21 protein-coding genes and 1 pseudogene are annotated in these 24,324 nt (G+C 70.1%); 6 read left to right on the forward strand and 16 right to left on the reverse strand.

What is annotated here, in order from left to right:
- Positions 1-38 precede the first annotated feature (38 nt).
- The gene (locus AB0H32_RS11980; protein WP_361118180.1) at positions 39-1,103 is read right to left on the reverse strand and encodes a biotin/lipoate A/B protein ligase family protein; all 1,065 of its coding nucleotides are present in this window, start codon (positions 1,101-1,103) and stop codon (positions 39-41) included.
- Positions 1,104-1,931: 828 nt separating this feature from the next.
- Here AB0H32_RS11980 and AB0H32_RS11985 point away from each other — a divergent pair.
- From AB0H32_RS11985 to AB0H32_RS12005, 5 genes are all read left to right on the forward strand, one after another.
- Positions 1,932-3,185, forward strand: a complete 1,254-nt coding sequence (locus AB0H32_RS11985) for a hypothetical protein (RefSeq protein WP_361118183.1) — start codon at positions 1,932-1,934, stop codon at positions 3,183-3,185.
- An 807-nt stretch (positions 3,186-3,992) separates the two neighbouring features.
- The gene (locus tag AB0H32_RS11990; protein ID WP_067308095.1) at positions 3,993-4,346 is read left to right on the forward strand and encodes a PadR family transcriptional regulator; all 354 of its coding nucleotides are present in this window, start codon (positions 3,993-3,995) and stop codon (positions 4,344-4,346) included.
- A 12-nt stretch (positions 4,347-4,358) separates the two neighbouring features.
- Positions 4,359-4,922, forward strand: a complete 564-nt coding sequence (locus tag AB0H32_RS11995) for a hypothetical protein (RefSeq protein ID WP_361118187.1) — start codon at positions 4,359-4,361, stop codon at positions 4,920-4,922.
- 108 nt (positions 4,923-5,030) lie between these two features.
- The gene (locus AB0H32_RS12000) at positions 5,031-5,288 is read left to right on the forward strand and encodes a PLD nuclease N-terminal domain-containing protein (RefSeq protein WP_361118190.1); all 258 of its coding nucleotides are present in this window, start codon (positions 5,031-5,033) and stop codon (positions 5,286-5,288) included.
- Between the two features lie 182 nt (positions 5,289-5,470).
- The gene (locus AB0H32_RS12005; protein WP_361118193.1) at positions 5,471-5,698 is read left to right on the forward strand and encodes a hypothetical protein; all 228 of its coding nucleotides are present in this window, start codon (positions 5,471-5,473) and stop codon (positions 5,696-5,698) included.
- 116 nt (positions 5,699-5,814) lie between these two features.
- On the opposite strand, the gene AB0H32_RS12010 is transcribed toward AB0H32_RS12005, so the two are convergent.
- From AB0H32_RS12010 to AB0H32_RS12040, 7 genes are all read right to left on the reverse strand, one after another.
- Positions 5,815-6,489, reverse strand: coding sequence for a GntR family transcriptional regulator (locus AB0H32_RS12010; protein WP_361118195.1), 675 nt, complete (start codon positions 6,487-6,489; stop codon positions 5,815-5,817).
- Positions 6,490-6,531: 42 nt separating this feature from the next.
- A complete protein-coding gene (locus AB0H32_RS12015; protein WP_361118198.1) occupies positions 6,532-7,920 on the reverse strand; it encodes an aldehyde dehydrogenase family protein in 1,389 nt (462 codons plus the stop codon).
- Positions 7,917-8,921, reverse strand: a complete 1,005-nt coding sequence (locus AB0H32_RS12020; RefSeq protein ID WP_361118201.1) for a proline racemase family protein — start codon at positions 8,919-8,921, stop codon at positions 7,917-7,919. Before AB0H32_RS12020 ends, AB0H32_RS12015 begins: the two co-directional genes overlap by 4 nt.
- Before the next feature lie 19 nt (positions 8,922-8,940).
- Entirely contained in the window at positions 8,941-9,849 is a 909-nt protein-coding gene (locus AB0H32_RS12025; protein ID WP_361118204.1) for a dihydrodipicolinate synthase family protein, read from the reverse strand.
- A gap of 75 nt (positions 9,850-9,924) precedes the next feature.
- The gene (locus AB0H32_RS12030; RefSeq protein WP_361118207.1) at positions 9,925-11,394 is read right to left on the reverse strand and encodes an NAD(P)/FAD-dependent oxidoreductase; all 1,470 of its coding nucleotides are present in this window, start codon (positions 11,392-11,394) and stop codon (positions 9,925-9,927) included.
- Positions 11,375-11,689, reverse strand: coding sequence for a (2Fe-2S)-binding protein (locus tag AB0H32_RS12035; protein WP_361118209.1), 315 nt, complete (start codon positions 11,687-11,689; stop codon positions 11,375-11,377). The genes AB0H32_RS12030 and AB0H32_RS12035 overlap by 20 nt, the downstream gene beginning before the upstream one ends.
- A gap of 28 nt (positions 11,690-11,717) precedes the next feature.
- Entirely contained in the window at positions 11,718-12,866 is a 1,149-nt protein-coding gene (locus AB0H32_RS12040) for an FAD-binding oxidoreductase (protein ID WP_361118212.1), read from the reverse strand.
- Positions 12,867-13,005: 139 nt separating this feature from the next.
- On the opposite strand from AB0H32_RS12040, the gene AB0H32_RS12045 reads away from it, so the two are divergent.
- Positions 13,006-13,971 carry a LysR family transcriptional regulator gene (locus AB0H32_RS12045; protein WP_361118215.1) on the forward strand — a complete coding sequence of 322 codons (966 nt, stop codon included), beginning with the start codon at positions 13,006-13,008 and terminating at the stop codon, positions 13,969-13,971.
- 22 nt (positions 13,972-13,993) lie between these two features.
- On the opposite strand, the gene AB0H32_RS12050 is transcribed toward AB0H32_RS12045, so the two are convergent.
- The 8 genes and pseudogenes from AB0H32_RS12050 to AB0H32_RS12085 all read right to left on the reverse strand — a co-directional run bounded on the left by AB0H32_RS12050 (position 13,994) and on the right by AB0H32_RS12085 (position 23,356).
- Complete coding sequence (locus tag AB0H32_RS12050; protein ID WP_361118217.1) at positions 13,994-15,208, reverse strand: M6 family metalloprotease domain-containing protein; 1,215 nt, start codon at positions 15,206-15,208, stop codon at positions 13,994-13,996.
- 63 nt (positions 15,209-15,271) lie between these two features.
- Positions 15,272-16,552: an alpha/beta fold hydrolase gene (locus AB0H32_RS12055; protein ID WP_361118220.1), complete on the reverse strand. Its 1,281-nt coding sequence runs from the start codon at positions 16,550-16,552 to the stop codon at positions 15,272-15,274.
- Positions 16,549-17,559, reverse strand: coding sequence for a dipeptide ABC transporter ATP-binding protein (locus AB0H32_RS12060; protein ID WP_361118222.1), 1,011 nt, complete (start codon positions 17,557-17,559; stop codon positions 16,549-16,551). Before AB0H32_RS12060 ends, AB0H32_RS12055 begins: the two co-directional genes overlap by 4 nt.
- Positions 17,560-17,630: 71 nt before the next feature.
- Positions 17,631-18,398, reverse strand: a pseudogene (locus tag AB0H32_RS12065) (ABC transporter ATP-binding protein); the annotation flags it as partial.
- On the reverse strand, positions 18,395-19,387 hold the full coding sequence (locus tag AB0H32_RS12070) for an ABC transporter permease (RefSeq protein ID WP_361118225.1): 993 nt from the start codon (positions 19,385-19,387) through the stop codon (positions 18,395-18,397). The gene AB0H32_RS12070 and the pseudogene AB0H32_RS12065, both read right to left, overlap by 4 nt.
- The gene (locus AB0H32_RS12075; protein WP_361118228.1) at positions 19,384-20,328 is read right to left on the reverse strand and encodes an ABC transporter permease; all 945 of its coding nucleotides are present in this window, start codon (positions 20,326-20,328) and stop codon (positions 19,384-19,386) included. Before AB0H32_RS12075 ends, AB0H32_RS12070 begins: the two co-directional genes overlap by 4 nt.
- Positions 20,325-22,007: an ABC transporter substrate-binding protein gene (locus AB0H32_RS12080; protein ID WP_361118231.1), complete on the reverse strand. Its 1,683-nt coding sequence runs from the start codon at positions 22,005-22,007 to the stop codon at positions 20,325-20,327. The genes AB0H32_RS12075 and AB0H32_RS12080 overlap by 4 nt, the downstream gene beginning before the upstream one ends.
- A gap of 128 nt (positions 22,008-22,135) precedes the next feature.
- On the reverse strand, positions 22,136-23,356 hold the full coding sequence (locus AB0H32_RS12085; RefSeq protein ID WP_361118234.1) for a M6 family metalloprotease domain-containing protein: 1,221 nt from the start codon (positions 23,354-23,356) through the stop codon (positions 22,136-22,138).
- Positions 23,357-24,324 lie beyond the last annotated feature (968 nt).

Below are 24,324 nucleotides of genomic sequence, written 5' to 3' on the forward strand. Positions count from 1 at the left end.
CTGCCGGGTGCCGCGCGACACCCGGCAGGGCGCGGCGTTCACGGCACGCGCGCGGTCCACTCCTCGGTGGCGAACTTCGTCCGCACCAGTTCCTCCGCGCGGGCCATCTCTTCCGCCGTGACTTCGCCGGTGGTCAGCCCGTAGCGGTTGCGGAAGGAGGCGATCATGTTCTCGATGACCTGCTCCCGTGCGAGGCCCGTCTGCCGGCGGAGCGGGTCGACGCGCTTCTTGGCGCTCCTGGTCCCCTTGTCGGACAGCTTCTCCCTGCCGATCCGCAGCACCTCGACCATCTTGCCGGCGTCGATGTCGTACGACATCGTCATGTGATGGAGGACGGCTCCAGGGCCGCCGTCAGGGCCGACCATGCGCTTCTGGGCGGCACCGGCGATCTTGCCGGCCTCGGTGGCGATGTCGTTCAGGGGCTGGTACCAGGCCTTGATGCCCATGTCGCCGAGCGCGCCCAGCACCCAGTCGTCGAGGTAGGCGTAGCTGTCTGCGAAGGAGAGGCCCGAGACCAGGGACTCCGGCACGGACAGGGAGTACGTGATCGTACTCATGGGCTCTACGAACATGGCCCCACCACCAGAAACACGGCGAACCACGGTCATCCCGTGCTTTGCCGCCCCTTCGGGGTCCACCTCGTTCCGCAGGGACTGGAAGCTGCCGATCACGACGGAAGGCGAGGCCCACTCCCATACCCGTAGGGTTGCGGCCCGCCGCCCAGCGGCCACCTCGGTGGTGATCACCTCGTCCAGCGCCATGTGCAGGGCCGGTTCCTGCGGCTCCATGTGCACCAGCTGCCAGTCGTAGTCGCTCCACTCGGTCGCGCGGGCCAGGGCGCGCCGGACGGCGATGCCGACGCCCTCCGCTGTCAGCCCGAGCATCATGGTCGACTCCGGCAGCGCCGCCGTGATCCGGGCGGCCAGCCCTGCAGCGTCCGTCGATGAGGGAGAACCCTCAAGGGCTGTGTTGATCGAGAAGATCGCTTCGTCCGGCTCCAGGAAGAAGTCCCCGGCGACTCGCACGTTGCGCAGGACACCTTCTTCGACATCCAGATCCACGACGACCAGCTTGCCGCCGGGCACCTTGTACTCGCCATGCACGGCTTCGTTTCCTTCCGGTGCGCGGCGTGTGTCCTGAGCCAAGCCTATGGCTCCGACATTCGGACGGATGCGCACATCTCTCGGATTGCGCTTTTAATGCTCGCCCGTAGCGAGCGGGTACGCAGCCCCGTGCACTGGAGGAGCGGAAGGGATGCCGACTGTTGTCCCGACTGTCTCCTTGTGGAGGAACAGGCCCAGGCGTACAGCCCGACTCGTCTGCCGCTACCTGCGGCTTTGCCTTGAAAAGGACCTCTGACCTGCAGCGGAGGCCCATTCGGATCTTTCAGGGGCTTGCGGCGTTAGGCGGCGGAAAGTCCCTCGGAAGTCCCTCGGAACAGGGCTGAAAGTCCCTGAAGAGTCCCTGGAGCGGAGGGGCGGATGACGCCTCTGAGCCGGTTCGGGTCGATGGGACATCACGCCGCCGCTCTACCCCGCAGTTTCCAATGCCGTGAAGTAGGAGGTGGTCTGCGGTGGAGTGTTCGTGGTCTGGGGCCGGTGCACTCGTAATGCGCAGGTCTGGGGTTCGAATCCCGAACGCGGCTCCACGAAGGCCCAGGTCAGCAACCCAGCTGACCTGGGCCTATTACCTTCCGTGAACGGTTCTCGCTGCGTCTGACCGGCCCGAGGGCCGCCGCTCGGGGGAGTCGGTGGACAAGCGTGCAAGCGGGCGTGCAGAGCGGTGGACGAGCGCGACCCCGAGAACTGGCCCGTCGCGCCGAAGGCGAAGGGGCTGCGGGTCCGTGTCTCTCGGGCTGCCGACAGCGATGCTGTTGGGGAGTTTCCATATATCGGGCGGGCCGGGCTGGCGACTGGTGAAGAATCAGCCGGATGGACAACGAGATTCAGCTGATCAGCGACGGTGACGGACTGACGGTCATCGGGAGTGAGGCGGATGTCGAACGTTTCCTCGTCTCGGAGGGGCTGTCGTCGAAGGACGTCGGAATGCGACGGCTCAAGTCCGTCACCGGTACCGGGGCTGTGGTCGCGCAGGCAGGTTCGGACGTTGCCGCCGAATCCGCTTGCTGGGTGAAGCTGACCCGGGAGTCGGCACAGGTCGTCAAGAAGCACGGGCTGAGGGAAAGCTCGAAGACAGGTCTCAGCACCGGTGTGGTGAAAGGGCCCAAGGGCCAGATCAGGGGTTTTGTCGAATTCGTGAGCGGGCCCCGATCGCTTCTGGGTAACCCGGCGTTTCTCGCTCGTGCTGCGGGGATCATGGCGCAGCTCGCGATGCAGCAGACCATGGACGAGATCACCGACTATCTCGCCACGATCGACGAGAAGGTCGACGACGTGCTCCGCGCTCAGGAGGACGCCGCGTTGTCGGACATGATCGGAGCGGAGCTCGTGATCGAGGAGGCCATGACCATCCGGGAGCAGGTGGGCCGGGTTTCCGGGATCACGTGGTCGAAGGTGCAGGCCACGCCGGGGACGATTGCGACGACCCAGGTGTACGCGTTGCGTCGACTCGACGCACTCGCGGAGAAGATGGAGCGCAAGGCCAAGATCGGTGATCTCGCCGAGGCGGCCAAGGAAGCCGAGTCCAAGGCTCAGGAGTGGCTCGCTGTTCTGGCTCGTTGTTTCCAGCTGCAGGACGCGATTGCCGTGCTCGAACTCGACCGGGTGCTGGACGCGGCTCCGGAGGAGCTGGACCGGCACCGCCTCGGGATTCGGATTGCCCGGCAGAACCGGCTGGATCTCATCTCGCGGAGCACCGAGCGTCTGGCGGCCCGGATGAATGCGGCTGCCGGAGCGGCCAACGCGAAGGTGCTGCTGCACCCGACCAAGTCCCCGGCTGTGGTCCAGTCGAGCAATCATGTCGTGACCGGCGTCCATGACTTCCACGGGCGGCTCGGGATCGAGTCCGGTCGCCGGCCGTCGGAGACGAGACGATGGGCGGTCGCGGCGGCGGAGGTGAGAGACAAGGCGCTTGAGACAGGAGCGAAGGGCGTCGGTGCTGCCAGAAGCCTCGGTAACGAGACTCTCGACCGGGCCAGCTCGGTAAAGGGCAAGCTCTCCAGCGGGATCGCCGAGCGAGCGCGCCGTCGGCGCGGGGACGAGGAGGAACGCGACGAGGAAGGCTGAGTGAGCGCCGACCGTCAGCCACCTGCGCAGCCCGAGTGCACGCTCAACTGCGAAGAGCCGCATACCGCGGAGGAACCGGTCGTGAACGTTTTGCGCTTCGGTGCTGGCGTCGGGGACTTGACTCTGTTGGGGATCTTGGAGTTCCCCGGCGCGCCAGCGTGATCAGCGGGCATGCTCGGGGCTGTTTCGAGTTCGATGCAGTTGTCGAGGTGTCCGTTGTCGCTCCGTCCCCGTTCGGGTGAGCAAGTCCCTTCTCCGACGGGGCGGATCGCGCGGGCGAGTTGCTCACCCAGCGGAGCACCAGCGCGGTGGACCGCCGCCGGATCGTCGCGGACCAGATCGTCGAAGCGCTGGACGACCACAGCCGACTCAGCGTGCTCCTCGTGATGCGCGACGACTTCTACCCCAGCTCGCCGCCCTGGCCTCCAGGTTGTTGGAAGCTGCGATGCCGGGACTCCTCAATGTGCCGGCGGTGCTCACCCGGTACGACCTGCACGCCATCATCACGTTGCCCGCCCGCGACGTGGGAGCGCATTTCGAGTCCGGGCTGCCAGGGCACATCATGAGCGACGTGCTGGCCACTGCTTCCGAAGAGGCGGTCGCCAGCCAGGCTCCCGCCACCGTGCTCCCGCTGGTACCCGCGTTGGTGAGTCGTGATTCGCCAGGTGCAGACGGGCGGTGGCTGAGGAGGATCCGTGCCGTCCCCGTGGGCGTCCGGGGGTGGCGGGACCTGAGCGTGGGGATCGCATCCCGGGTGCGCCGACATCGCCTTTGGACTTCTAGAGATAGCCAGGTACTGTGCAATGCATGGAACCTGACATCGCAGGTAAGCCCGTCGCGGGCAAGGCCGAGAGCCAGCTCCGCAAGGGGGTGCTGGAGTACTGCGTGCTCGCGATCCTGCGGGAGGGCCCGCGCTACGGCGTGGAGCTGCTCGAAACCCTCGGCGCGGTGAATGTCATGGTCACGAGCCAAGGAACCATCTACCCCTTGCTGTCGCGCCTGCGCCGTGACGGACTGGTGGAGACCCGCTGGCAGGAGTCCCCCAGCGGGCCCCCACGGCGCTACTACGAGCTGACGCCGTCGGGGCATGCGGCGCTGAAGGAGTTCACCGCCATCTGGCCGCACTTCCGGGACGCGGTCGACCACTTCATCACCGACTGACAGGAGACCACCGTGACGATCACCGAGCACCCGCTGGTGAAGAGTTACTTGGCCACCGTGGCGCGTGAAACGGCCGGCCTCAGCCCGGAACGCCGCAATGAGCTGCTGGCCGACCTGGAGGAACACATCGCCGTGGCCCTCGCGGAAGAGTCCGCATCCGGCGACGACGAGATCCGCACCGTACTCACACGCCTCGGCGACCCGCGCACCATCGCGGAAACCGCACTGGGCGACGAGCTCCCCGCCCCGCAAGTGAGCCGAGGACGCACCCTCGCACTGCTGGCACTGCTGGCGGCGACCGGACTCCTGACGCTCTTCGCCCCCCTGCTGGGCGGCCCCGCCCTGATCGGCGCGATCTGGTGGCTGTGGAGGGCGCCGCAGTGGCGCAATCGGGACAAGTCGATCGCAACGGCGGCCGCCCTCGTGCCGCCGCTGTTCGCGGTGGCGCTGTGGGTGGTCCCCGCGGGCACGCTGAACCTCGGCCTCGGAGCATTCACCCCCGTCCTTCTGGCCGTCCCGGCACTCCCGGTCGCCGCTGGCGTCTACCTGCTGCGGTCCGCACGGCGCCCCTCATGACAAGGGCTCACCCATAACGCAGCCAGCACCCTGGCACGGCCCGACTGCCGCCAACCGAGACCGCCCGACCGGCGGCTCTGAGAATCCCCCCACCAGCAAGAGGAATGAATGATGCAGGCACAGCTCGCACAGCAGATGGCCCTTGCCTCTACGGGCAACATCGTGATCACCTGTGCAGGAGCCGCGATGGTCCTCGGCGCTCTCGCGTTCTACTTCGGCGCCCTGCTCAGCATCGTCAGGTCTGACCTCACCGGAGGCATGAAGCTGGTCTGGGTCGCCTTCGCCCTGCTGGCCCCGTACCTCGGGAGCCTGCTCTGGTTCCTCATCGGACGCCGCGACACCCAGCGCCGGCCGGGCATCGCCTGATTCCCAGAGCGCGCCATCGCCGTCTTCGTGACCGGGAAGTCACTGAGCTGATGCGGTGGCAGGGCGTCTGCGGCGCCTGTCTGGTCCATGGCCCGGTTCAGGGGGCCTGATTACGCTGCCGCCACGCAGTTTGTGTGGGAGACGGGCGCACGACTCCGGCGGCTCATAGGAAAGGTGGAGGCATGGCCAAACCTGTTCGCGCGGCTCTCGGGGGCGTGTGGATCAAGTGCACCTTCTGTCAGGGTGACCTGTTCAGGGACCGTGAGGTGAAGCTCAACAGCTCCGGCATGGAGTTCATGAGCTTGGGTTGGGCGAACGAGTCGGCAACCGGCCTGATCTGCTGGAGCTGCGGCTATGTGCATTTGTTCGTGAACAGGGATCTCGAACTGTACAAACAGAAGAAGGGCTGAGTTCTGTCGCACCGGACCCCCTGCGTTCCGGGGAGGACTGCCCCTCTACCGGAAGGCCGGAAGGCAGAGACACACCCTGCGCGGCCGGCGTGAGGCTCAGCGACCGGAAGGGGGCCTCACTTGTCGGCCCCGGCCTCGGCCCAGAGTGAGCGCACATGGCCCAGGTGCCGGGTCATGCACTGCTCGGAGGCTTCGGAGTCGCCGGAGAGCATGAGCTCCAGCAGCTCCAGGTGCTCCTGGGCCGAGGGGATGAGTTCGCCGCGCCGGTCCAGTGCGGTCAGGCCGTACAGGCGGGAGCGCTTGCGCAGATCACCGACGGTTTCGACGAGACGGTCGTTGCCGGAGAGTGCCAGCAGCGAGAGGTGGAACCGGCGGTCGGCCTCCAGGTAGCCGATGAGGTCGTGGTCGTGCGCGGCGCGCACGATCTCCTCGGCGACCGGGCGCAGCGCTTCGAGGTCCTTCTTCGATGCGGTCCTCGTGATCCGGCCGACCATGGGAACCTCGATCAGAGTACGGATCTCGGTGTACTGGTCGAGGTCGCGCTCGTCGACCTCGGTGACCCGGAAGCCCTTGTTGCGGAGGGGCTCGACCAGGCCCTCGCGGGCCAGGTCGAGCATCGCCTCGCGGACCGGCGTCGCGGAGATGCCGAAGTCCTCGGCGAGCACCGGGGCCGAGTAGACCTCGCCGGGGCGCAGTTCACCGGAAATGAGGGCGGCGCGCAGGGCGTGGGCGACCTGGTCGCGCAGCCGCTCCCGGGTGGTGATGAGGTTGCCTGCCTTCAGATGCCCCATGCTGTTTCCTCCGTGCCCTGACCGGAGCGTCAGCGTACAATGTCACGTTGTTCTGGCGGGTGCCAGGGTGTACGTGCGGCTCGTGGTGTAGAAGTCCAGGGCGGCTCTGCCCTGCTCCCTCGGGCCGTGGCTGGATGCCTTGGTGCCGCCGAAGGGCAGGTGGAAGTCGACACCGGTGGACGGCCCGTTGACGCGGATCATGCCGGTCCCGAGGTGGTCGAGACCGTGCAGCGCCACGTCGAGGTCGGCCGTGTGGACCGAGGTGACGAGGCCGTAGGAGCTGGAGTTGGTGATCCGTACGGCGTGGGCGAGGTCGTCCGCGGGCAGCAGGGCCGCGATCGGGCCGAAGACCTCCTCCCGCAGCAGCCGGTGGTCCGACGGGACCTTTTCCACCAGGGTGGGTGCCGTGTACCAGCCGTCCGGCCCCGCTGTCCGGGCAGCGGCTCCGCCGGCGAGCACGGAGAGGCCATGGGAGGCCTTCTCCACCTGGTCGCGGGCCCGCTCGCTGATGAGCGGGCCGCACACCGTGGCCGGATCGGCCGGGTCGCCCACCCGCAGCGCGCGCAGCGCCTCGGTCAGGGCCTCGCGCAGCGGGTCCAGGGCGGCGCCGACGGCGATCACGCGGCTGGTCGCGGTGCACTTCTGCCCCGCGTATCCGGCGATCGCCGAGGCGATGTGGGCGGCTGCCCGGCCGATGTCGGCGTCGGGCAGGACGATCGCCGCGTTGAGCCCGCCCATCTCCGCCTGGACCGGAACGCCCCAGGCGGTGGCGGCGCCGACGACCGCGTGGCCGACCGCGGTGGAACCGGTGAAGGAGACGACGTCGGCGGCGGAGACGACGGCCTCGCCTTCGACAGCCCCGCCGGGGATGACGGTGAACACCCCGGCGGGCAGGGCCCCGTCGAGGATCCCCGCGAGACGCTGGGCGCACGCTGTGGCCTCCGGAGCCGGCTTCAGGACGACCGAGTTGCCCGCTGCCAGCGCCGGGGCCGCCTTCCAACTGGGGATGGCGTAGGGGAAGTTCCAGGGCGTGATCAGCGCCGCGACGCCGTGCGGGCGTCGTCGGGTCAGCAACAGCCCGGGGCCACCTGCCGTTTCGTGGACGGCACCGGTGGGCTCGAACGGGGCCTGCGCGTAGTAGCGCCAGATCGCAGCGGTACGTGCCACCTCGGACCGCGCTTCGGTGAGCGGCTTGCCCACTTCGCGCACGGCGAGGGCCGACAGCTCTTCGGCGGCGGCCTCGATGGCCCCGGCGATCGCGGTGAGGGCCGACGAGCGGGCTGCGGCACCACCGGTGAGCCAGTCGGGCTGGGCGGCGCGGGCCCGGTCCCCAGCGTCGATCGCACCGGCGGCGCCGGGGGCCGGGATGTGCACCAGGACGTCGGAGGGATCGGCCGGATTGCGGGAGATGACGGAAGCGGAGTCGGTCATAGGAGGAAGCCTCCTGGGAAGGGGGCGTCCGGGTCGAGGAAGTACTGGGCGGTGCCGGTGATCCAGGCGCGACCGGTGACGGTGGGGACGACGGCCGGCACCCCGCCGACCAGGGTCTCGTCGACCAGGCGGCCGGTGAACCGAGTGCCAATGAAGGACTCGTTGACGAAGTCGCGGTTCAGCGGGAGTTCGCCGCGGGCGTGGAGCTGGGCCATGCGGGCGGAGGTGCCGGTACCGCACGGCGAACGGTCGAACCAGCCGGGATGGATGGCCATGGCGTGCCGTGAGTGGTGTGCGTCGGAGCCGGGCGCGGCGAGGTAGACGTGCTTGACGCCGGTGATCTCCGGGTGTTCGGGGTGGACGGGCCGGTCCGGTGAGGCGTTGATCGCGCCCATGACGGCGAGACCGGCGGCGAGGAGGTCGTCCTTGCGGGCCCGCTCGAAGGGCAGCCCCAGTGCTTCGAGTTCGACGAACGCGTAGAAGTTGCCGCCGAAGGCGAGGTCGTACGTCACCGTGCCGTACCCCGGGACGTCGGTCTTGCGTTCCAGGCCCAGGCAGAAGGCGGGCACGTTGGTGAGCGTGACCTCCGTCGCCACGCCGTCCTCGACGTGGACGTCGACGGAGACCAGGCCGGCCGGGGTGTCCAGTCGTACCGTGGTGACCGGCTCGCTGACCGGCACCATTCCGGTCTCGACCAGGACGGTGGCCACCCCGATGGTGCCGTGTCCGCACATCGGCAGCAGGCCGGAGACCTCGATGAACAGGACCCCGTGGTCGGCGTCGGGGCGGGTTGGGGGCTGCAGGATAGCGCCGCTCATGGCGGCGTGGCCGCGTGGCTCGTACATCAGGAGCGTGCGGATGTGGTCCAGGTGTTCGATGAAGTGGAGCCTGCGCTCGGCCATGGTCGCGCCGGGGATCACCCCGACGCCGCCGGTGATGACACGCGTGGGCATGCCCTCGGTGTGCGAGTCGACGGCATGGAAGACGTGACGGGTACGCACGGACGTCCGTCCCTTCCGGTCAGTGGTGACCCTGGGCGATGGCCTTCTCGGTGGCCGCGCGTACCCCGGCCTCGATCTCGCCGGTGAGCGGTGAGCGCGGCGGACGGGTGGGGCCGCCGTGGTGGCCGGCGATGTCCATGGAGAGCTTGATCGACTGCACGAACTCGGTCCTGGAGTCCCAGCGAAGCAGCGGGTGCAGCGACCGGTAGAGGGGCAGGGCCGTCTCCAGGTCGCCCGCGACGGCGGCGTGGTAGAGCTGGGCGCACGCGGCGGGGAAGGCGTTCGGGTACCCCGCGATCCAGCCGACGGCGCCGGCGATCGCGAGTTCCAGCAGGACGTCGTCCGCTCCGATCAGCAGATCGAGTTCGGGTGCCAGTTCGGCGATCTCGTACGCCCTGCGCACGTCGCCGGTGAACTCCTTGACCGCGACCACGCTGCCGTCGCCGTGGAGCCGGGCCAGCAGTGCCGGAGTCAGGTCCACCTTGGTGTCGATCGGGTTGTTGTACGCGACGACAGGCACCCCGGCCTCGGCGACCTGGGCGTAGTGGGCACGTACGGCGTGTTCGTCGGCGCGGTAGGCGTTCGGTGGCAGGAGCAGCACGGAGCCGCAGCCCGCCTCGGCCGCCTGCTCGGCCCAGCGGCGGGCCTCGCCACTGCCGTAGGCGGCGACCCCGGGCATCACCCGGGCGCCGTCGCCGGCGGCTTCGACGGCGGTTCGGACGACGCGGGCGCGCTCCTCGGCGGTGAGGGTCTGGTACTCGCCGAGCGAGCCGTTCGGTACGACGCCGTCACAGCCGTTGTCGATCAGCCGGCGGACGTGCTCGGCGTAGGCGTCGTAGTCGACGGAGAGGTCCGGGCGCAAGGGGAGGGCGGTGGCGACCATGATGCCGCGCCAGGGGCGGTCGGAGTTCCAGGACTTGGAGGTCATTGTCGGTCGACCCTTCTGTAATATGTGACATTTTATTAGTCGGGACCATGAGGTCCCGTGCGGAGTGCGTACGGGTCAGTCGTCGGGCTCGTCGGGCTCGTCGGGCTCGTCGAGCGACGCGAGCGCCCTGAGCGGCACCGGCACGGTGAGTGGCCGGCGCTCGGCGGACGGCGGCACTGTGCCGTGGCCTGTCCCGTCGCCGCGTGCCGCGAGACAGGCCACGGCCGCCCCGCACATGCGGCCCTGGCACCAGCCCATGCCCGCTCGTGTGAGGAGCTTGACCGTACGGGCGTCGCGGGCACCGAAGTCGGCGATCGCCGCCCGGACGCGACCGGCGGTCACCTCCTCGCAGCGGCACACGTCCGTGTCGTCAGTGAGCCACTCGGTCCAGCCGGGGCCGGGGGCATGTGCGACCGCCATGGCGTCGGCGAAGGCACGCATCCGGTCACGACGGCGGCACAGCTCCCGGGCCCGCCCGCTGCCGGTCAGGAACGGTCTGCCAGCCAGCCGGGCGGCGATTGCGGAAGCCGCCAACTCGCCTTCGACGCAGGCAAGTCGGGCTCCACCGATGCCGCCTGTCTCGCCGGCCGCCCAGATGCCGGGGACCGAGGTCTCCTGCAGGTCGCCCAGGACGAGGGCCGAGGCCGCGTCGGGTGTTCGCCGGGTCGCGCAGCCGAGGCTCGTGGCCAGGTCGATGTGCGGGACCAGTCCGTGTCCCACGGCCAGCGCATCGCACGCGATGCGCCGCCCCGTTCCCGGTATCGGCCGCCACTGCGGGTTGACGCGGGAGACGGTCACGGCCTCCACCCGGTCGGTGCCGTGGACCTCGGTGACCGCGCTGCGGGTACACAGCCGCACACGGTGGCGCAGCAGGGCCGATCCGTGGACCGCGGCCTCGGCGAGCTTGCCGAGGTTGGCGGCGAGGGCGCGTGGGTGGCGGGCGTACCCGAGATAGCCGGATGCCTCCACGACGGCGGGGACGCGTGCCCCGGCCGCGGCCAGCGAGGAGGCGACGGCGAGCAGCAGCGGGCCGCTGCCCGCGACGACGACCCGCTTCCCCGGCAGTACCAGCCCGGCCTTGAGCATCGCCTGGGCGCCCCCGGCACCCACCACCCCGGGCATCGTCCAGCCGGGAAAGGGAAGTTGCCGCTCGTACGCACCGGTCGCGAGCAGGATCGTGCGGGCCCGCACCTGTGCCGTGCGTTCCGCTTCGCCGTCGGCGCCGGTGACGGCGCGCACCGCCCACAGCTCCCCACTCTCCGGTGCCACGCTCCACACGTGATGCCCGAGGAGCGGTGCGACGGCACTCGCCTCCAGACGTCGGCGCAATGCGTCGAAAGCGGCCCAGTCGTGGTGCAGGGCCTGCGGCCGTACGGCACCGAGGGCCGGGGACGGATGACGATAGAACTGGCCGCCGATCTGCTCCGACGCTTCCAACAGGGCGACGGACAAGCCCCGTTCCGACGCGGCGACGGCACCGGCGAGTCCGGCACTGCCCGCACCGATCACCGCAAGGTCGTACGGTTCAGACGCCGAGCCCGGCATGGCCGTGTCCCTCCTGGGTGGTGATCGCGTCACCGGGGCGCGCGGGAAGCAGGCAGGCCCTTCTGTTGGGCCCGCCGTTGACGGTGGCCAGGCAGTCGTAGCACTGCCCGATGCCGCAGAAGGCGCCGCGTGGGCGGCCGTTGCCGCGCGTGGTGCGCCAGGCGAGGATGCCGGCGCCCCACAGGGCGGCGGCGATGGACTGTCCGGGCAGTGCGGTGACGGTACGGCCGTCGACGGTGATCTCGAACGGCGGACCGGGCCGTGCGCCGGCCAGTTCACCGGGGGTACGGGCCACTGCAGCCTCCTCTGGAAGAGCTGACGGGTCAGGAGACGGACGTGAAGCGACCGGGGCTGAACGGGATGATGTCCAAGGGAGGTTGCCCCCCGGTCACGAGCTGGGCGATGAGCAGGCCGGTGGCCGGAGCCAGGCCGATCCCCGCGCCTTCGTGGCCGCAGGCGTGCAACAGTCCCGGCACGCGTGGATCGGGGCCGATGGCCGGCCGGTGGTCGGGGAGGTAAGGGCGGAACCCCGCGTAGGTCCGCATCGCCCGCACCCCGGCCAGTACCGGGAACAGGGCGGTGGCCTGGGCGGCGAGGCGGCGCAGCACCTCGACGGACAGCGTGCGGTCGAAGCCCACCCGCTCGCGGCTGGCGCCGATCAGCACCGGGCCCGCCGGGGTGCCCTCGACCACGGCCGAGGTCTGGAGCGCGGCCGACCCGCTTGCCACGTCGGCGACGTAGTCCGCCGCGTACACCTTGTGCCGCACCACGCGCGGCAGCGGTTCGGTGACGAGGACGAAGCCGCGGCGGGGCAGGACGGGCAGGTCCGCACCCGCGCGCCGGGCCAGCTCGCCGCCCCAGGCGCCGGCCGCGTTCACCACGTGCGGGGCGTGGAGGGCGCCGGCCGCCGTCCGTACGCCCCTCACCTTGCCGTCCGGCCAGGTGAGGAGACCCGTGACCTCCTCTCCGAGGCGGACCCGGGCACGCGAGGCGCGCAGCAGGTGGGCCGCGGCGAGGGCGGGCTGGACCTGTGCGTCCTGGGGGTAGTGGAAGCCGCCCGCCAGGATGGGGGAGAGATGGGGCTCCAGGTCGGTGAGCCGGTCGGCGGGAATCTCCTCCGCCTCGACCCCGGCCTTCTCCTGCCCGGCCGCGAAGTCCCGCAGGGCGTCCATCCCCGGTGTGTCGGAGGCGACGACCAGGCCGCCCTTGGCCTCGTACTCCAGCTGTGGGGGAAGAGCTTCCGCCAGCTCCCGCCACAGCCGCGCGGACAGCTGGGCGAGGGTGAGTTCGGGGCCGGGTTCCTTGTCGGAGACCAGGAGGTTTCCCTCCCCTGCGCCGGTGGTCCCACCGGCGACAGCGCCGCGGTCGACCACGGTGACCGAAAGGCCGGCGCGGGCGGCGTAGTAGGCGCAGGCGGCACCGACCATTCCAGCCCCGACGACGATGACGTCCGAGGAGTTTCTCGTGGGCACGACAGTAATATTTCACATTGCACTGTCCTGTGCCAAGAGTTGCGGAGGGCGCTGTGCAGATCACATGTGACATTTCATATGGGACTGTGATGTCCCGACCCCTGCCGGAAAGCGCCTGCCGCTCCTTACCATCCGCGCCATGGATCTGGAGGTACGGCATCTGCGAGTGATCTGCGCGATCGCGGAGGCCGGAAGTCTGACGCGTGCCGCCGCTTCGCTGCGTATGACGCAACCGGGACTCAGCGCCCAACTGCGGCGCATTGAAGCCATGCTGGGCGGACCGATCTTCGACCGGGGGCAGGCCGGCGCCGTGCCCACCGCGCTGGGCGAGCTGGTGCTGCCCCGGGCGCGGGCGATTCTGCCGGGCATCGACGGCCTGCTCTCCGACACCGCCCGCGCTGCTCGCTGCGGAACCGCCCCGGGGCGCGTCCGCCTCGGTTCGGTGGGCGCGCCGCTGCTGGCCGATCTCATCGTGACGACAAGGGAGTTGATGCCTGGATCGGAGGTGACGACCCGATGCCAGTACTCCCCTTTGCCGCTGCTGGACGACCTCGCGGCGGGCCGTCTGGAGGCGGCGGTTCTCGGCGACAACCCCGGCCATGAGCTCCCACCGCGCGAGGGGGTCGTGCTGCGCCCCGTCGTCACCGAGCCCGTATTCGCCCTGCTTCCGTCCACTCACCCGCTGGCCGGGCGGGAGGAGGTGAGCCTCAGGGAGTTCATCGAGGACGACTGGGCCATGCCTCACCCGGACAGTGACCGAACCCGGGAGTACTGGGCATCCGTCTTCTCTCTGATGGGTCATCAGCCGCACGCCCCCTACGAGGCGGAGGGCCGCCAGCTGATCGAAATCGTCCGGGCGGGCCTGGCCGTCAGCCTCTGCCAGGCGACGTTCATCGAGGTGCCGGGCGTGGCCGTGCGCCCGCTCGCCGGCAGTCCGCTCTGGTACCGCCATGTGCTCGCCTGGCGCCGGGACGGACCGCCGGCCGAGCACGGCGACGAGATCGTGCGCAGGGTCGCCGAGGGGTATCTGGCCACCAGTGCCGACGCTCCGGCCTACGCGCGGTGGCGCAAGCGTCATCCCGAGTCGCTGCGGATGCTGAAGTGAGCCACCGAGCACGCACCTGGTCTCAGTTCTTGGTGATCGTGATCTCGTCGTGAAGAGGGCTGCTGTGCTCGACATCGATCCGGACTCCCGTGGCGGAATCGGTGAAGGACTGCCCGGCGTGGAAGGCCGCCATGTCCAGGGTCTGGCAGCCCGAAGGCGGGGTGACGCCGGGGTTTCCGTTCACGATCTGGACCGGGCCGTAGCCGGTCTGGGTGGAGGTGTCCACCTTGTAGACCAGCACACCGGTGGAACAGGCGTGGCTGTCAGCGCCGACAGCCCTGCGGGACTCGGCCACGTAGGCGGTGGTCTCGCCGGTGCGGATCACCGCGATCTTCGTTCCACCGGGACGTTCGACCGCCTTCAGGCGGACCGTGCGGCTGCCGGCCGAGGGAAGGCAGGCGACCCGGCGGTCGTCGATCCAGCCGAACTTCCACCGCTCCCAGCCGACGTGCTGTGGGGCGGCTCCGGCGATGTCGCCCATGAGGTCCCAGCCGCGGACGAAGCGGTGGTAGTCGGTGCCGGTAAAGGCGTAGAGGTCGGGCAGGCCGAAGGTGTGGCTGGTCTCGTGGTCGGCGACCTTGAAGCCCCAGTGCCACATGTCCTGCCCGAACGTCACCGCCCACTTGACGCGCGTGCCGTCGGCGATGATGCCGGCGGTGGTGGGGTCGTACAGGTACGTCGGCGAGAAGCTGATCGCGGAGGCGGACTTGGCCGGGACGACGTAGACCATGTCGTAGCGGGAGAAGTCGGTGTACGGGTCCGCGGCTGCCACCGCCTGCCGGACGTATGCCTCGTGCTGCTCGAAGGTGATGCCGCGCTGGAAGCCGTAGCTGGTGGAGTCCTGTGGCATCCGTATCCAACGGGACAGCGGGGTGATGTCGAGGGCCGTCCGGCCGTAGGAGTCGCGCTTCATCCAGTCGGCGGCCGGGGCGAGTTGCCGGTAGTAGTCGGAGGTGGAACCGGAGGCCCGGGCGTCGGGGAAGTCGACGAACAGCATGAGGACGCGCTTGGTGCCGAGAGGCCGCTGGAACTGGGTGTAGTCGGTGGTGTGGCCCTCGTCCGTCCAGCCGGTTCTGCCGGGGAGGGCGCAGTCGGCGGCCGGTGCGGTGGTCTGCCCCGATGCCGGGGCCGGGGCCGGGGGCGGGGGCGGGGGCGGGGCGGCGGCGCCGAGCGAGAGGAACGCCGTCGCGGCGGCGCCCGCGGCAAGGGCTCTGAGGCTCTTGATGGATCGGGACATGTCTCCTCATCATCTCCTTCGGGTGGGTGAAAGGGGTCAAGCGGGTGGGTGCGGAGGAGGACGTCAGGCCCGGTCGGCGGCCATGTCCATCAGGCGGGACAGGACGCCCTCGCCGGACGCGGTCACCCCGTCGTGCTCCCACTCGTTGGTGACCCAGGTGCGCAGCGCACCTACCGAGTGCACGGTCGGCATGGACAGCTCGGTGGGGACGTACATGTCGTCGTGGTAGATCGCGGCGGCCACCGGCACCTGGTTGGCCGCCAGCCGCGCGGGGGAGTACAGCTCGGGCCAGTCGGCTCGCTCGGCCAGCAGCTGGACCGCTTCGCGGAACGGCCGCAGCCCGGCGATCTCCTCAAACATCCAGGGGTAGAACATCTCGCCTGTGAACAGCAGCGGGTCGGCGTCCTCGGCGAACTCCGGGCGGTCTGCGAGCGCGCGGGCGGCGGCCCAGTCGGTGGGCTTGCCGCCCTGGGCGAAGATGGACTCCTGGAGCACGGCGAAGAGCGGGTTGCCGACGAACCCGGTCAGGTTCATCGCCTGGTGCAGGAAGGTCGCCGAGAGGTCGCCGTCGGCGTCGAGGGCTTCGTCCAGCAGCCAGTGCAGGCGCTGGGCTCCGTCTCCCATGCCCAGCATCAGGCCGAGCGTGCGCAGCCGCCGGACGGTGAGCCGGTCGCCGTCGGGCAGCCGGACCGTTCGGCCGGCGAGCAGCTCGGCGATCCGCCGGACCAGCTCGCGGTCACCGGGGTAACGGGCGTAGAAGGCGGTCACCTTCTCCCTGACCCGTGGATAGGTGGCCGCGTAGACGTCGTCGGCGGTGGCGTCCAGGCCGGGTAGCCCGCCGGTGATGTAGCAGGCCCGCAATCCTTCGGGAGCCTGGGAGAGATAGGTGAGGGTGAGGAACCCGCCGTAGCTCTGGCCGAGCGTCTCCCATGCTTCGCTGCCGCACAGTTGACGCCGGATCAGCTCCGCGTCCGCGATGATCGAGTCCGCGCGGAAGAGGGCGAGATGGCCGGCCAGCTCCCGGGCATCGGAGAACCGCCCGGCCGACCGGGCCGTGACCGGGGTGCTGCGGCCGGTGCCGCGTTGGTCCAGCAGCAGCACCCGGTGGGTGGTGAGGGCGCGGGCGAGCCAACCGGAGGTGGCGTTCAGTGGCCGCGGCGACTTGCCTCCGGGTCCGCCCTGCAGGTACAGCAGCCAGGGCAGTGGCTCGCCGGCCCGGGCTGGATCGCACAGTTCCCGGGCGAACACCGGAATCGAGGCTCCCGCGGGGTCGGCGTGGTCGAGGGGCACGGTGAACGCGTGGTCGGTGACGGCGAGACCGGGCAGGCGGTAGCTGCGGATCATGAGGTCCTTTCCTCGGCGACCGACGCGGACGACGGACGCCTCAGCGGCTCGGGGTAGTGGCAGGCGACCTCATGGCCCGGCGCGATCGCGCGCAGCACGGGCCGCTCGGTGGCACACGGGTCGGCCGCCTTGGGGCACCGGCTGCGGAACGGACAGCCGCTGGGGGGATTCAGCGGACTGGGCAGGTCGCCGTGGAGGACGATCCGCTCGCGGGCTCGTTCGGCGTCCGGGTCGGGCAGCGGTACGGCGGAGAGCAGAGCGTGGGTGTACGGGTGTGCGGCGCGGCCGTAGAGGGTGTCGCGGTCGGCCGTTTCCACGACCGTGCCCAGGTACATCACGGTGACACGGGTGCTGATCTGGCGGACCGCGCCGAGGTCGTGCGCGATGAACACGTAGGCGAGGCCGTACTCCTGCTGGAGGTCCTTGAGCAGGTTGAGGACTTGCGCCTGTACCGACACGTCGAGCGCCGAGACGGGCTCGTCGCACACCACCAGTTTCGGCCGCAGCGCCAGCGCCCGGGCGATCCCGATGCGCTGTGCCTGCCCGCCGGAGAACTCGTGGGGATAGCGGGCCGCGTGTTCCGGCCGCAGGCCCACCCGCTCCAGGAGCTGTTCCACCGGCTCTTCGGGGGGCAGCTGTTGGTAGCGGTAGGGGGCCGCCAGGATCTGGCGGACGGTTTGGCGGGGGTTGAGTGAGGAGAACGGATCCTGGAAGATCATCTGCAGGTCACGGCGCACGGGCCGCATCACCTGCTCGTCCAGCGTGGTCAGTTCCCGTCCGGCTACGGAAATCGTCCCCGAGGTGGGCTCGATGAGCCGGGTCAGCAGCCGGGCGACCGTGGACTTGCCGCAGCCGGACTCGCCGACCAGACCCAGCGTCTCCCCGGCGTCCACCCGCAGCGACACACCGTCGACCGCCCTGATGTGTCCGGCGAGCCGCCGGGTCAGGCCGTGCCGTACGGGGAACCGCTTGACCAGGTCACGCGCTTCGAGCAGCGGTGGATTCACGGGATGTTCCACGGAATTCATGCCCTCGCCCCCGGTGCCGACAAGGTGGGCAGCCGGTCGGGCAACGGCCCGTCGACCCGGGGTACGCAGGCGAGCAGGCCCTTGGTGTAGGTGTCGCGCGGCTGGTAGAACACCTTGCGGACGGTGCCCCGCTCGACCGCGCGGCCGCCGTACATCACGACGACCTCGTCGGCCAGCCCGGCGACGACACCCATGTCATGGGTGATGAGCATGATGGCGGTGCCGGACCGCTCCCTCAACTCCCGCAGCAGTTCCAGGATCTGGGCCTGCACGGTCACGTCGAGCGCGGTGGTCGGTTCGTCGGCGATGAGCAGGTCGGGTTCCAGGCACAGGGCCATCGCGATCATCACGCGTTGGCGCATGCCGCCGGAGAACTCGTGCGGATAGGCGCGGGCGCGCCGCTCGGGCTCGGGGATGCCGACCCGGTCCAGCATCCGCACCGCGACCCGGTGCCCCTCGCGCCGGCCGGCCCGGCGGTGCGCACGATAGGCTTCGGCGATCTGGAAGCCCACCGGGTAGTAGGGATTCAGGCAGGACAGCGGATCCTGGAAGATCATCGCGATCCGGTCGCCACGCAGTCGGCGCAGCGCCCGCCGGCCCAAGCCGGTCAACTCCTGCCCGTCGAAGCGGACTTCACCGCTGATCCGGGCCTCGGGCAGCAGGCCCATGACGGCCAGGCTGGTCACGGACTTGCCGCTGCCGGACTCACCGACCACGCCGAGCACCGCCCCGGCGGCCAGGTCCAGATCGAGTCCGTCGACGGCGCGCACGCCGCCCGTGAAGTCCACGGTCAGGTCACGTACGGTCAGCAGGGTCATCCCACGGCCCTCACTCTCGGGTCCAGGAGCGCGTAGACCAGGTCCACCGCGGCGTTGGCGATCACGACGAATCCGGCGGCGAAGAGCGTGACCCCGAGGATCACCGGCTGGTCGGCGCTGTTGATCGCGTCGGCCGCGAGTTTTCCCACGCCGGGCAGGCCGAAGACCGACTCGGTGATGAGGGCGCCGCCGAGCAGCGCGCCGAGGTCCATGCCGAAGATCGTCACGATGGGCATCAGCGCCGGCCGCAGCGCATGGCGACGCAGCACGGCCGGCTCGGGCAGGCCCTTGGCGCGGGCGGTGCGGACGAAGTTCTGGCCGAGGCTGTCGAGCATCTCGCCGCGGGTGATCCGGGCGTAGATGCCGGCGTAGAGCATCGCCAGCGTGATCCACGGCATGACCATGGACTGCGCCCACCCGACCGGGTCCGCGGTGAGCGGGATCGCCTGCGGATACGGCAGCAGACCGAGCTTGACGACCAGCAGGTACTGCAGCACCAGGGCGGTGAAGTACACCGGCAGCGAGACCCCGCCGAGCGCGGCCGTCATCGCCGCACGGTCCCACAGGCTGCCACGGCGCAGAGCGGAGATCACACCCGCCGTGACACCGACGATCAGCCACAGCACCGCCGCGCCCACGGCGATGGAGATGCTGACCGGCAGCCGGTCCGTGAGCATCCGCCACACCGGCTGATCGGTCTGGAAGCTGAATCCAAGGCAGGGGGCGGGGCAGTGCACGGCCTGCGTGCCCGTGCCGTAGCCGCGGCCGGCCACGATGCCGACGAGATAGTCGCGGAACTGCACGAACACCGAGTGGTTCAGGCCGAGGGTGGTACGGATCTGGGCGATCCGCTCCGGGCTGCACGCCTTGCCGCAGGCGCCCTGGGCCGGATCGGCGGGCATCAGATAGAAGATCGCGAAGGTGGCCGCGCAGACCACCAGCAGGATCGCCGCTGTCGCGGCCAGTCTGCGCAGGACGTAGAGGATCATCGGTGGCGGCTCCGGGGATCGAGCGCGTCCCGTACCGCGTCGCCCAGCACGTTGAAGGCGAGCACGGTCACGAACAGGAAGGCGCCCGGGACGAGGAAGTAGACGGGGTCGGCGGCGTACCACGGCACCGCGGAGGCGATCATCTGGCCCCATGAGGGGGTCGGCGGGCGCACCCCGATGCCGAGGAAGGACAGGCCCGCCTCGGTGGCGACGTAACTGGGGATCGACATGGTCGCCACCACGAGGATCGGCCCGCTCAGGTTGGGCAGCACCTCCCGGACCAGCAGGGCGCGCCGGGAGGCGCCCAGTACCCGGGCCGCCGCCACGAATTCGCCGCGGGCGAGCACCATGGCCTGCCCGCGCACGATCCGCCCGACGTACGGCCAGCCGAAGAAGCCGAGCACGACGACCAGCAGCAGCATTCGGTTCACGCCCGGCGCCGCGGAGATCAGCGCGATCATGAAGATCAGGGCGGGGAACGACATGAGCAGGTCCATCAGCCTGCCGATGACCGTGTCGGTCCAGCCGCCGAAGAACCCGGCGGCCAGTCCGAGCGTCGTTCCGAGCGTCACCGACACAGCAGTGGCGAGGAGGGCGATCAGCAGCGAGATCCGGGCGCCATAGACGACCCGGGCGAGGATGTCCCGGCCGCTGCCGGGCTCGACGCCAAGCCAGTGCGCGGTGCTGATCCCACCCGCGGTGCCGCGCGGCAGTCCGCCGAGCGACGGGTCCACCGCTTCGGAGTGGAAGTCGGTCGGGGACGTGCCGGCGGCCCAGGTGATCAGCGGGGCTGCGAGGGCGATCAGGACCAGGAGGACGACCACCGTCAGTGCGACCGTGGCGGAGCGCTGGTCCAGCAGCCGGCGCAGCAGGGACGTCTCGTGCGGTGCCAGGCTCGGCGGCGAGTCGGACGGCACCGCGGCGGGGAGCGTGGCCGTCACTTGCGCAGCCCCAGGGAGACCAGATCCAGTCGCCCGACGTAGGCGATGTGCCCGTAGGCGCCGGTGACGTGAGACCCGACGAGAACGGCCGCCTTGTCCCACAAGAACGGCACGACCGGCGCGTCACGCGTGATCTGCTTGGCCAGTTGGCCGTAGGCGGTCGCGGCGGCGGCCGGGTCCTTCATCCGGGCGATGGCGTCGATGCGGGCGTTGACCGTGGGGGAGTCGTACTGGGCGTGGTTGTTGTTGCCCTCGGGGGTGATCAGCCGGCCGTCGAACACGAGGGGCAGGTAGGTGGAGGCGCCGGGCCAGTCGGGTGTCCAGCCGTCGATCACCAGGTCGTGCTCCTGGGAGGTGTTCCCCACCGTGCTGTAGAACGCCGACGAGCTGATCGCGTTGATCTTCACCTTGATCCCCGCCTTGGCCAGAGATGCCTGCACGGCCTCGCCCTGTGCCTGTCCGCCCGCGGTGGCCGGGGTGTCGAGCGTGAGGGTCAGGCCCGATGCATGGCCGGCCTGCGCGAGCAGCGCCTTGGCCTTGGTCGGATCGCCCTTGCCGCCCGGGCTCGGGAAGGGGGCGTCGGGGACGGAGCCGGGCAGCGACGGCGGCAGCAGGGTCGTAGCCAGCCGGCCGGCGATCGGGCCGCCCCGGGCCGTGCGCAGGGCGTCCTTGTCCAGCGCGTAGGCGATCGCCTGTCGCACCCGGACGTCGTCGAGGGGCTTGTGCCGGGTGTTGATGCTCAGGTATCGCGTGTTGATGGACTCGCCGACGACCAGCCTCTTGTGCACTGCGGGGTTGGCCATCACCGGCCCGACCGAGGCCGGGCCGATCGGCTCGAAGGCGACCGCGTCCGCGTCCTGTCCCTGGGCGGCGATGAGCCGCTGGTCGACGACGGCCGGGTCCAGGTTGAGATCGATCACCATCTTGTCCGGTAGGCCCTTGCGTACCGTATCGGTGGCCGGGCTCCAGTGGGTGTTGCGGACCAGCGTGAGCTGCTTCTTGGGTTCGAAGTCCCCGATCTTGTACGGACCGGAGGAGAAGGGTCTGCTGTCGTAACGGACGCCGGTGTCCTTGTCCTGCGGAACCGGGGCGAACGTCGGCAGGGACACGGCGGAACCGAAGTCGGCCACGGGCCGGTCGAGTTTGAAGGCGATCGTCCGGTCGTCGGGGGTCTCGATCGAGGCGAGCCCGTGCTTGTCCTTGTAGGGGCCCTTGTAACTCCGGCCTCCGGCAAGCCACATGCGTGCGTACGGCGGCCCCTCGGGGAGCTCCGCGGCGAAGCTCCGCTCGACCCCGTACTTGATGTCCCGGCTGATGATGGGCCGGCCGTCCTCGAACCTCACCCCCGCCTTGAGCGTGAAGGTCCAGGTCCGGGCCCCGTCGCTCGGGCGGCCGGTGTCCGTCGCCAGATCCGGCACGATCCTTCCGCCGGCCGGCCCGGGCGCCGCCGCGTATGTCGTCAGCGTCCGGTAGATGAGGCGGCCCACGTCCTCGGAGGACGTGACGTAGTTGCGGGCCGGGTCCAAGTGCTCCAGGTCGAGGCTGGAGAGCACGTGAAGGGTGCCTCCCTTGCTCGCCGGTCCGCCCTGTTCGTCGCCCCCGCCGGCTCCCCTGCAGCCGGCGACGGCGACGAGCCCGAGGGCGGCGGCCATGACCATCCCGGAACGTCGTGCTCTCACGATGGCTCCCTATGCGATGTGACATTTCACTGAGCTGAGGTCAAGGGTGTAGACGGTCGGCCCTCACAGCCAGCTCCCGGATCCCCAGAACATCGCGTTATGGGGATCCGGTCCCTGTCGCTGAACGGTCACCACTTGTAGGTCCAGACGGTGTCGGTGTACGCGTCGGAGCTGTTCACGTAGATCCGGATGCGGGCGGTGCTGTCCTGGAACCACTGGCCGGGCTTCCAGGTCTGCATGTCCGGTGCGGTGCAGTTCCCGGTAGGCGCGGCGGCGTCCGGATTGTTGACCACCCGGATCGGCCCGCTGCCGGTGACGGTCGAGGTGTCGACCTTGTAGATGACGACACCGGTGGCACAGGCGCCCGAGTCGTTTCCTGCGGCCTTGCGGGACTCGGCGACATAGGCGGTGGTGTCGTTGGTCTTGATCACCGCCAGTTTGTAGCCACCGCCCGCGTATTCCACACCGTTCAGGGTCGTGGAGTACGTGTTCGCCGTGGACAGGCAGGAGACCTGGGGGTCGGTGATCCAGCCGAACTTCCACGCCTCCCAGCCGAAGTACTGGGGGGCCGGGCCCGAGATCAGACCCATGAGGTCCCAGCCGCCGGTGTACTGGTTCTCGTCGCCGCTGACGGCGTAGAGGTCGGGCAGGCCGAACGTGTGGCTGGTCTCGTGGTCGGCGACCTTGTAGCCCCAGGTCCACATGTCCTGACCGAAGGTCACCGCCCAGCGGATCGTCACCCAGCTCCGGGTCGCCCCGTTCCACACCTGGGTCGGCTGGGCCGGGTCCTGGATGAAGGTGGGGGAGTGACCGATCGCGGCTGCGGTGCTGGTCGGCACGATGTAGAACATGTCGTACTGGGAGAGGTCGGCGCCCGCGGCGGCGGCACCGGTCAGCGCGTCCTTCACGTAGGTCCGGTGCGTGGCCCAGGAGAATCCGCGCTCCCAGTCGTAGTCCGTGGAGTTCTTCGGCATGCGCACCCAGTGGGCGTACGGGGCCTGCAGGTCGAGCGATGTCTTGCCGTTGGATGCGGTCCGCATCCAGTCGGCGGCTCCCGACAGCTGGTCGTAGTACGCGGTCAGGGGCAGGGTGGTGCCGACCGCGTCGGGGAAGTCCACGTAGATCACGGCCACGTGCTTGGTGCCGGCCGGGTTCTGGAACCGTGTGTAGTCGGTTTGTTGGCCCTCGTCGGTGTAACCGGTCGTCCCCTGCAGTGCACACGCCGAAGCGCTCCCGTTGTACGCGTGGGCGGGGTGGGCGGGGACGATGCCCAGGGTGACCAGGGCGGACAGGACGAACAGGCGAGACGCCCCGTGCAGTGGACGTCTCGTCGTAGCTGGAAAACGCATGGTGTCTCCGGGGACGGGCGATGGGGAGTCTGGACCCGGACAGCGTCGAACTGCGGGCGGCGCCCGGCAGCGCGTTCCGTCGGCGAATCCATGGATGACCAGAGCGCCGGCCGGCTCGCCGACCGTGCGTGGCTGTGTGGGGTATTGGCGGCGGTGCGACAGCTCATGTGGGGAAGCGGTCACCCGGTCGCGGGGGCGGTCACGGCTCGAACGGCCGCGGAGCCTGGTCCGGTGAGGCGTGCACTTCCGGTACTCGGTTTGCGCAAGAACGAGTATTCGGCCACCCCTGTGCCATCGGGGAGACATCAGAAATCCATAACTCAGCGCTATGGGGTACGCGTTGGGCTCCGGCAGGGTCGACCTTCGGCCGGGGCGGGCTCACCGGCACCGGCACCGGCACCGGGACAGGGCACTCGTCGGCCACCGTTGTCGGCGCTCCGCGCGGAAGACTCCAGCGGTGAGTGGGTACCCCACGAGGAGTCCGGTCCCGTGGCGCGGGTGGCTCGGTGCCTCACCGGCCAGGAACGTCGGTGCTGTGCCCGGTGCGGTCAGCCGGCGATCCGGCTCGCACCGAAGGTATCGGCGACATCACCGTGGTTCCGGCGTGGCCGGGTCGTTTTCACCCGGACCACCCACCGGCCGAGCGGGACGGTGGTCACCGCACGGATGGTGCAAGAGCCCGACGAAGGGGAGGCGTACGACGCGGGCCACTCGGAGCCGGGGATCAGAGGCGCGTGCGCGGCCGCCCGCCCGCTCCGGCAGGAGAGGCCGGGCACCCGCGCCGCTCGCGCCTGTCCGGCCGCCGGGCGACACGATCCCGTACGAGCCCGTCACCGGTGACCGTACAAGCCGGTCGGCGCCCGGAACCGTGGGCTGATGCCCGCCCTCCCCGGCTCGTCCTCATCGGCCCGCATGGGCCTGCCGAAGCAGAGCGCCGGACCGGCCCGGGACCTGTCCGGCGGGCCGGG

Source organism: Streptomyces sp. NPDC020362, from assembly GCF_040642095.1.
GTDB lineage: Bacteria > Actinomycetota > Actinomycetes > Streptomycetales > Streptomycetaceae > Streptomyces.

Bases quoted from the DNA above. Each gene is read 5' to 3' on its own strand.
- AB0H32_RS12025 (WP_361118204.1), bottom strand. From the start codon at position 9,849: ATGACCTCCAAGTCCTGGAACTCCGACCGCCCCTGGCGCGGCATCATG.
- AB0H32_RS11985 (WP_361118183.1), top strand. From the start codon at position 1,932: ATGGACAACGAGATTCAGCTGATCAGCGACGGTGACGGACTGACGGTC.
- AB0H32_RS12015 (WP_361118198.1), bottom strand. From the start codon at position 7,920: ATGACCGACTCCGCTTCCGTCATCTCCCGCAATCCGGCCGATCCCTCC.
- AB0H32_RS12000 (WP_361118190.1), top strand. From the start codon at position 5,031: ATGATGCAGGCACAGCTCGCACAGCAGATGGCCCTTGCCTCTACGGGC.
- AB0H32_RS12050 (WP_361118217.1), bottom strand. From the start codon at position 15,208: ATGTCCCGATCCATCAAGAGCCTCAGAGCCCTTGCCGCGGGCGCCGCC.
- AB0H32_RS12005 (WP_361118193.1), top strand. From the start codon at position 5,471: ATGGCCAAACCTGTTCGCGCGGCTCTCGGGGGCGTGTGGATCAAGTGC.
- AB0H32_RS12030 (WP_361118207.1), bottom strand. From the start codon at position 11,394: ATGCCGGGCTCGGCGTCTGAACCGTACGACCTTGCGGTGATCGGTGCG.
- AB0H32_RS12085 (WP_361118234.1), bottom strand. From the start codon at position 23,356: ATGCGTTTTCCAGCTACGACGAGACGTCCACTGCACGGGGCGTCTCGC.
- AB0H32_RS12070 (WP_361118225.1), bottom strand. From the start codon at position 19,387: ATGATCCTCTACGTCCTGCGCAGACTGGCCGCGACAGCGGCGATCCTG.
- AB0H32_RS12055 (WP_361118220.1), bottom strand. From the start codon at position 16,552: ATGATCCGCAGCTACCGCCTGCCCGGTCTCGCCGTCACCGACCACGCG.
- AB0H32_RS12010 (WP_361118195.1), bottom strand. From the start codon at position 6,489: ATGGGGCATCTGAAGGCAGGCAACCTCATCACCACCCGGGAGCGGCTG.
- AB0H32_RS12045 (WP_361118215.1), top strand. From the start codon at position 13,006: ATGGATCTGGAGGTACGGCATCTGCGAGTGATCTGCGCGATCGCGGAG.
- AB0H32_RS11990 (WP_067308095.1), top strand. From the start codon at position 3,993: ATGGAACCTGACATCGCAGGTAAGCCCGTCGCGGGCAAGGCCGAGAGC.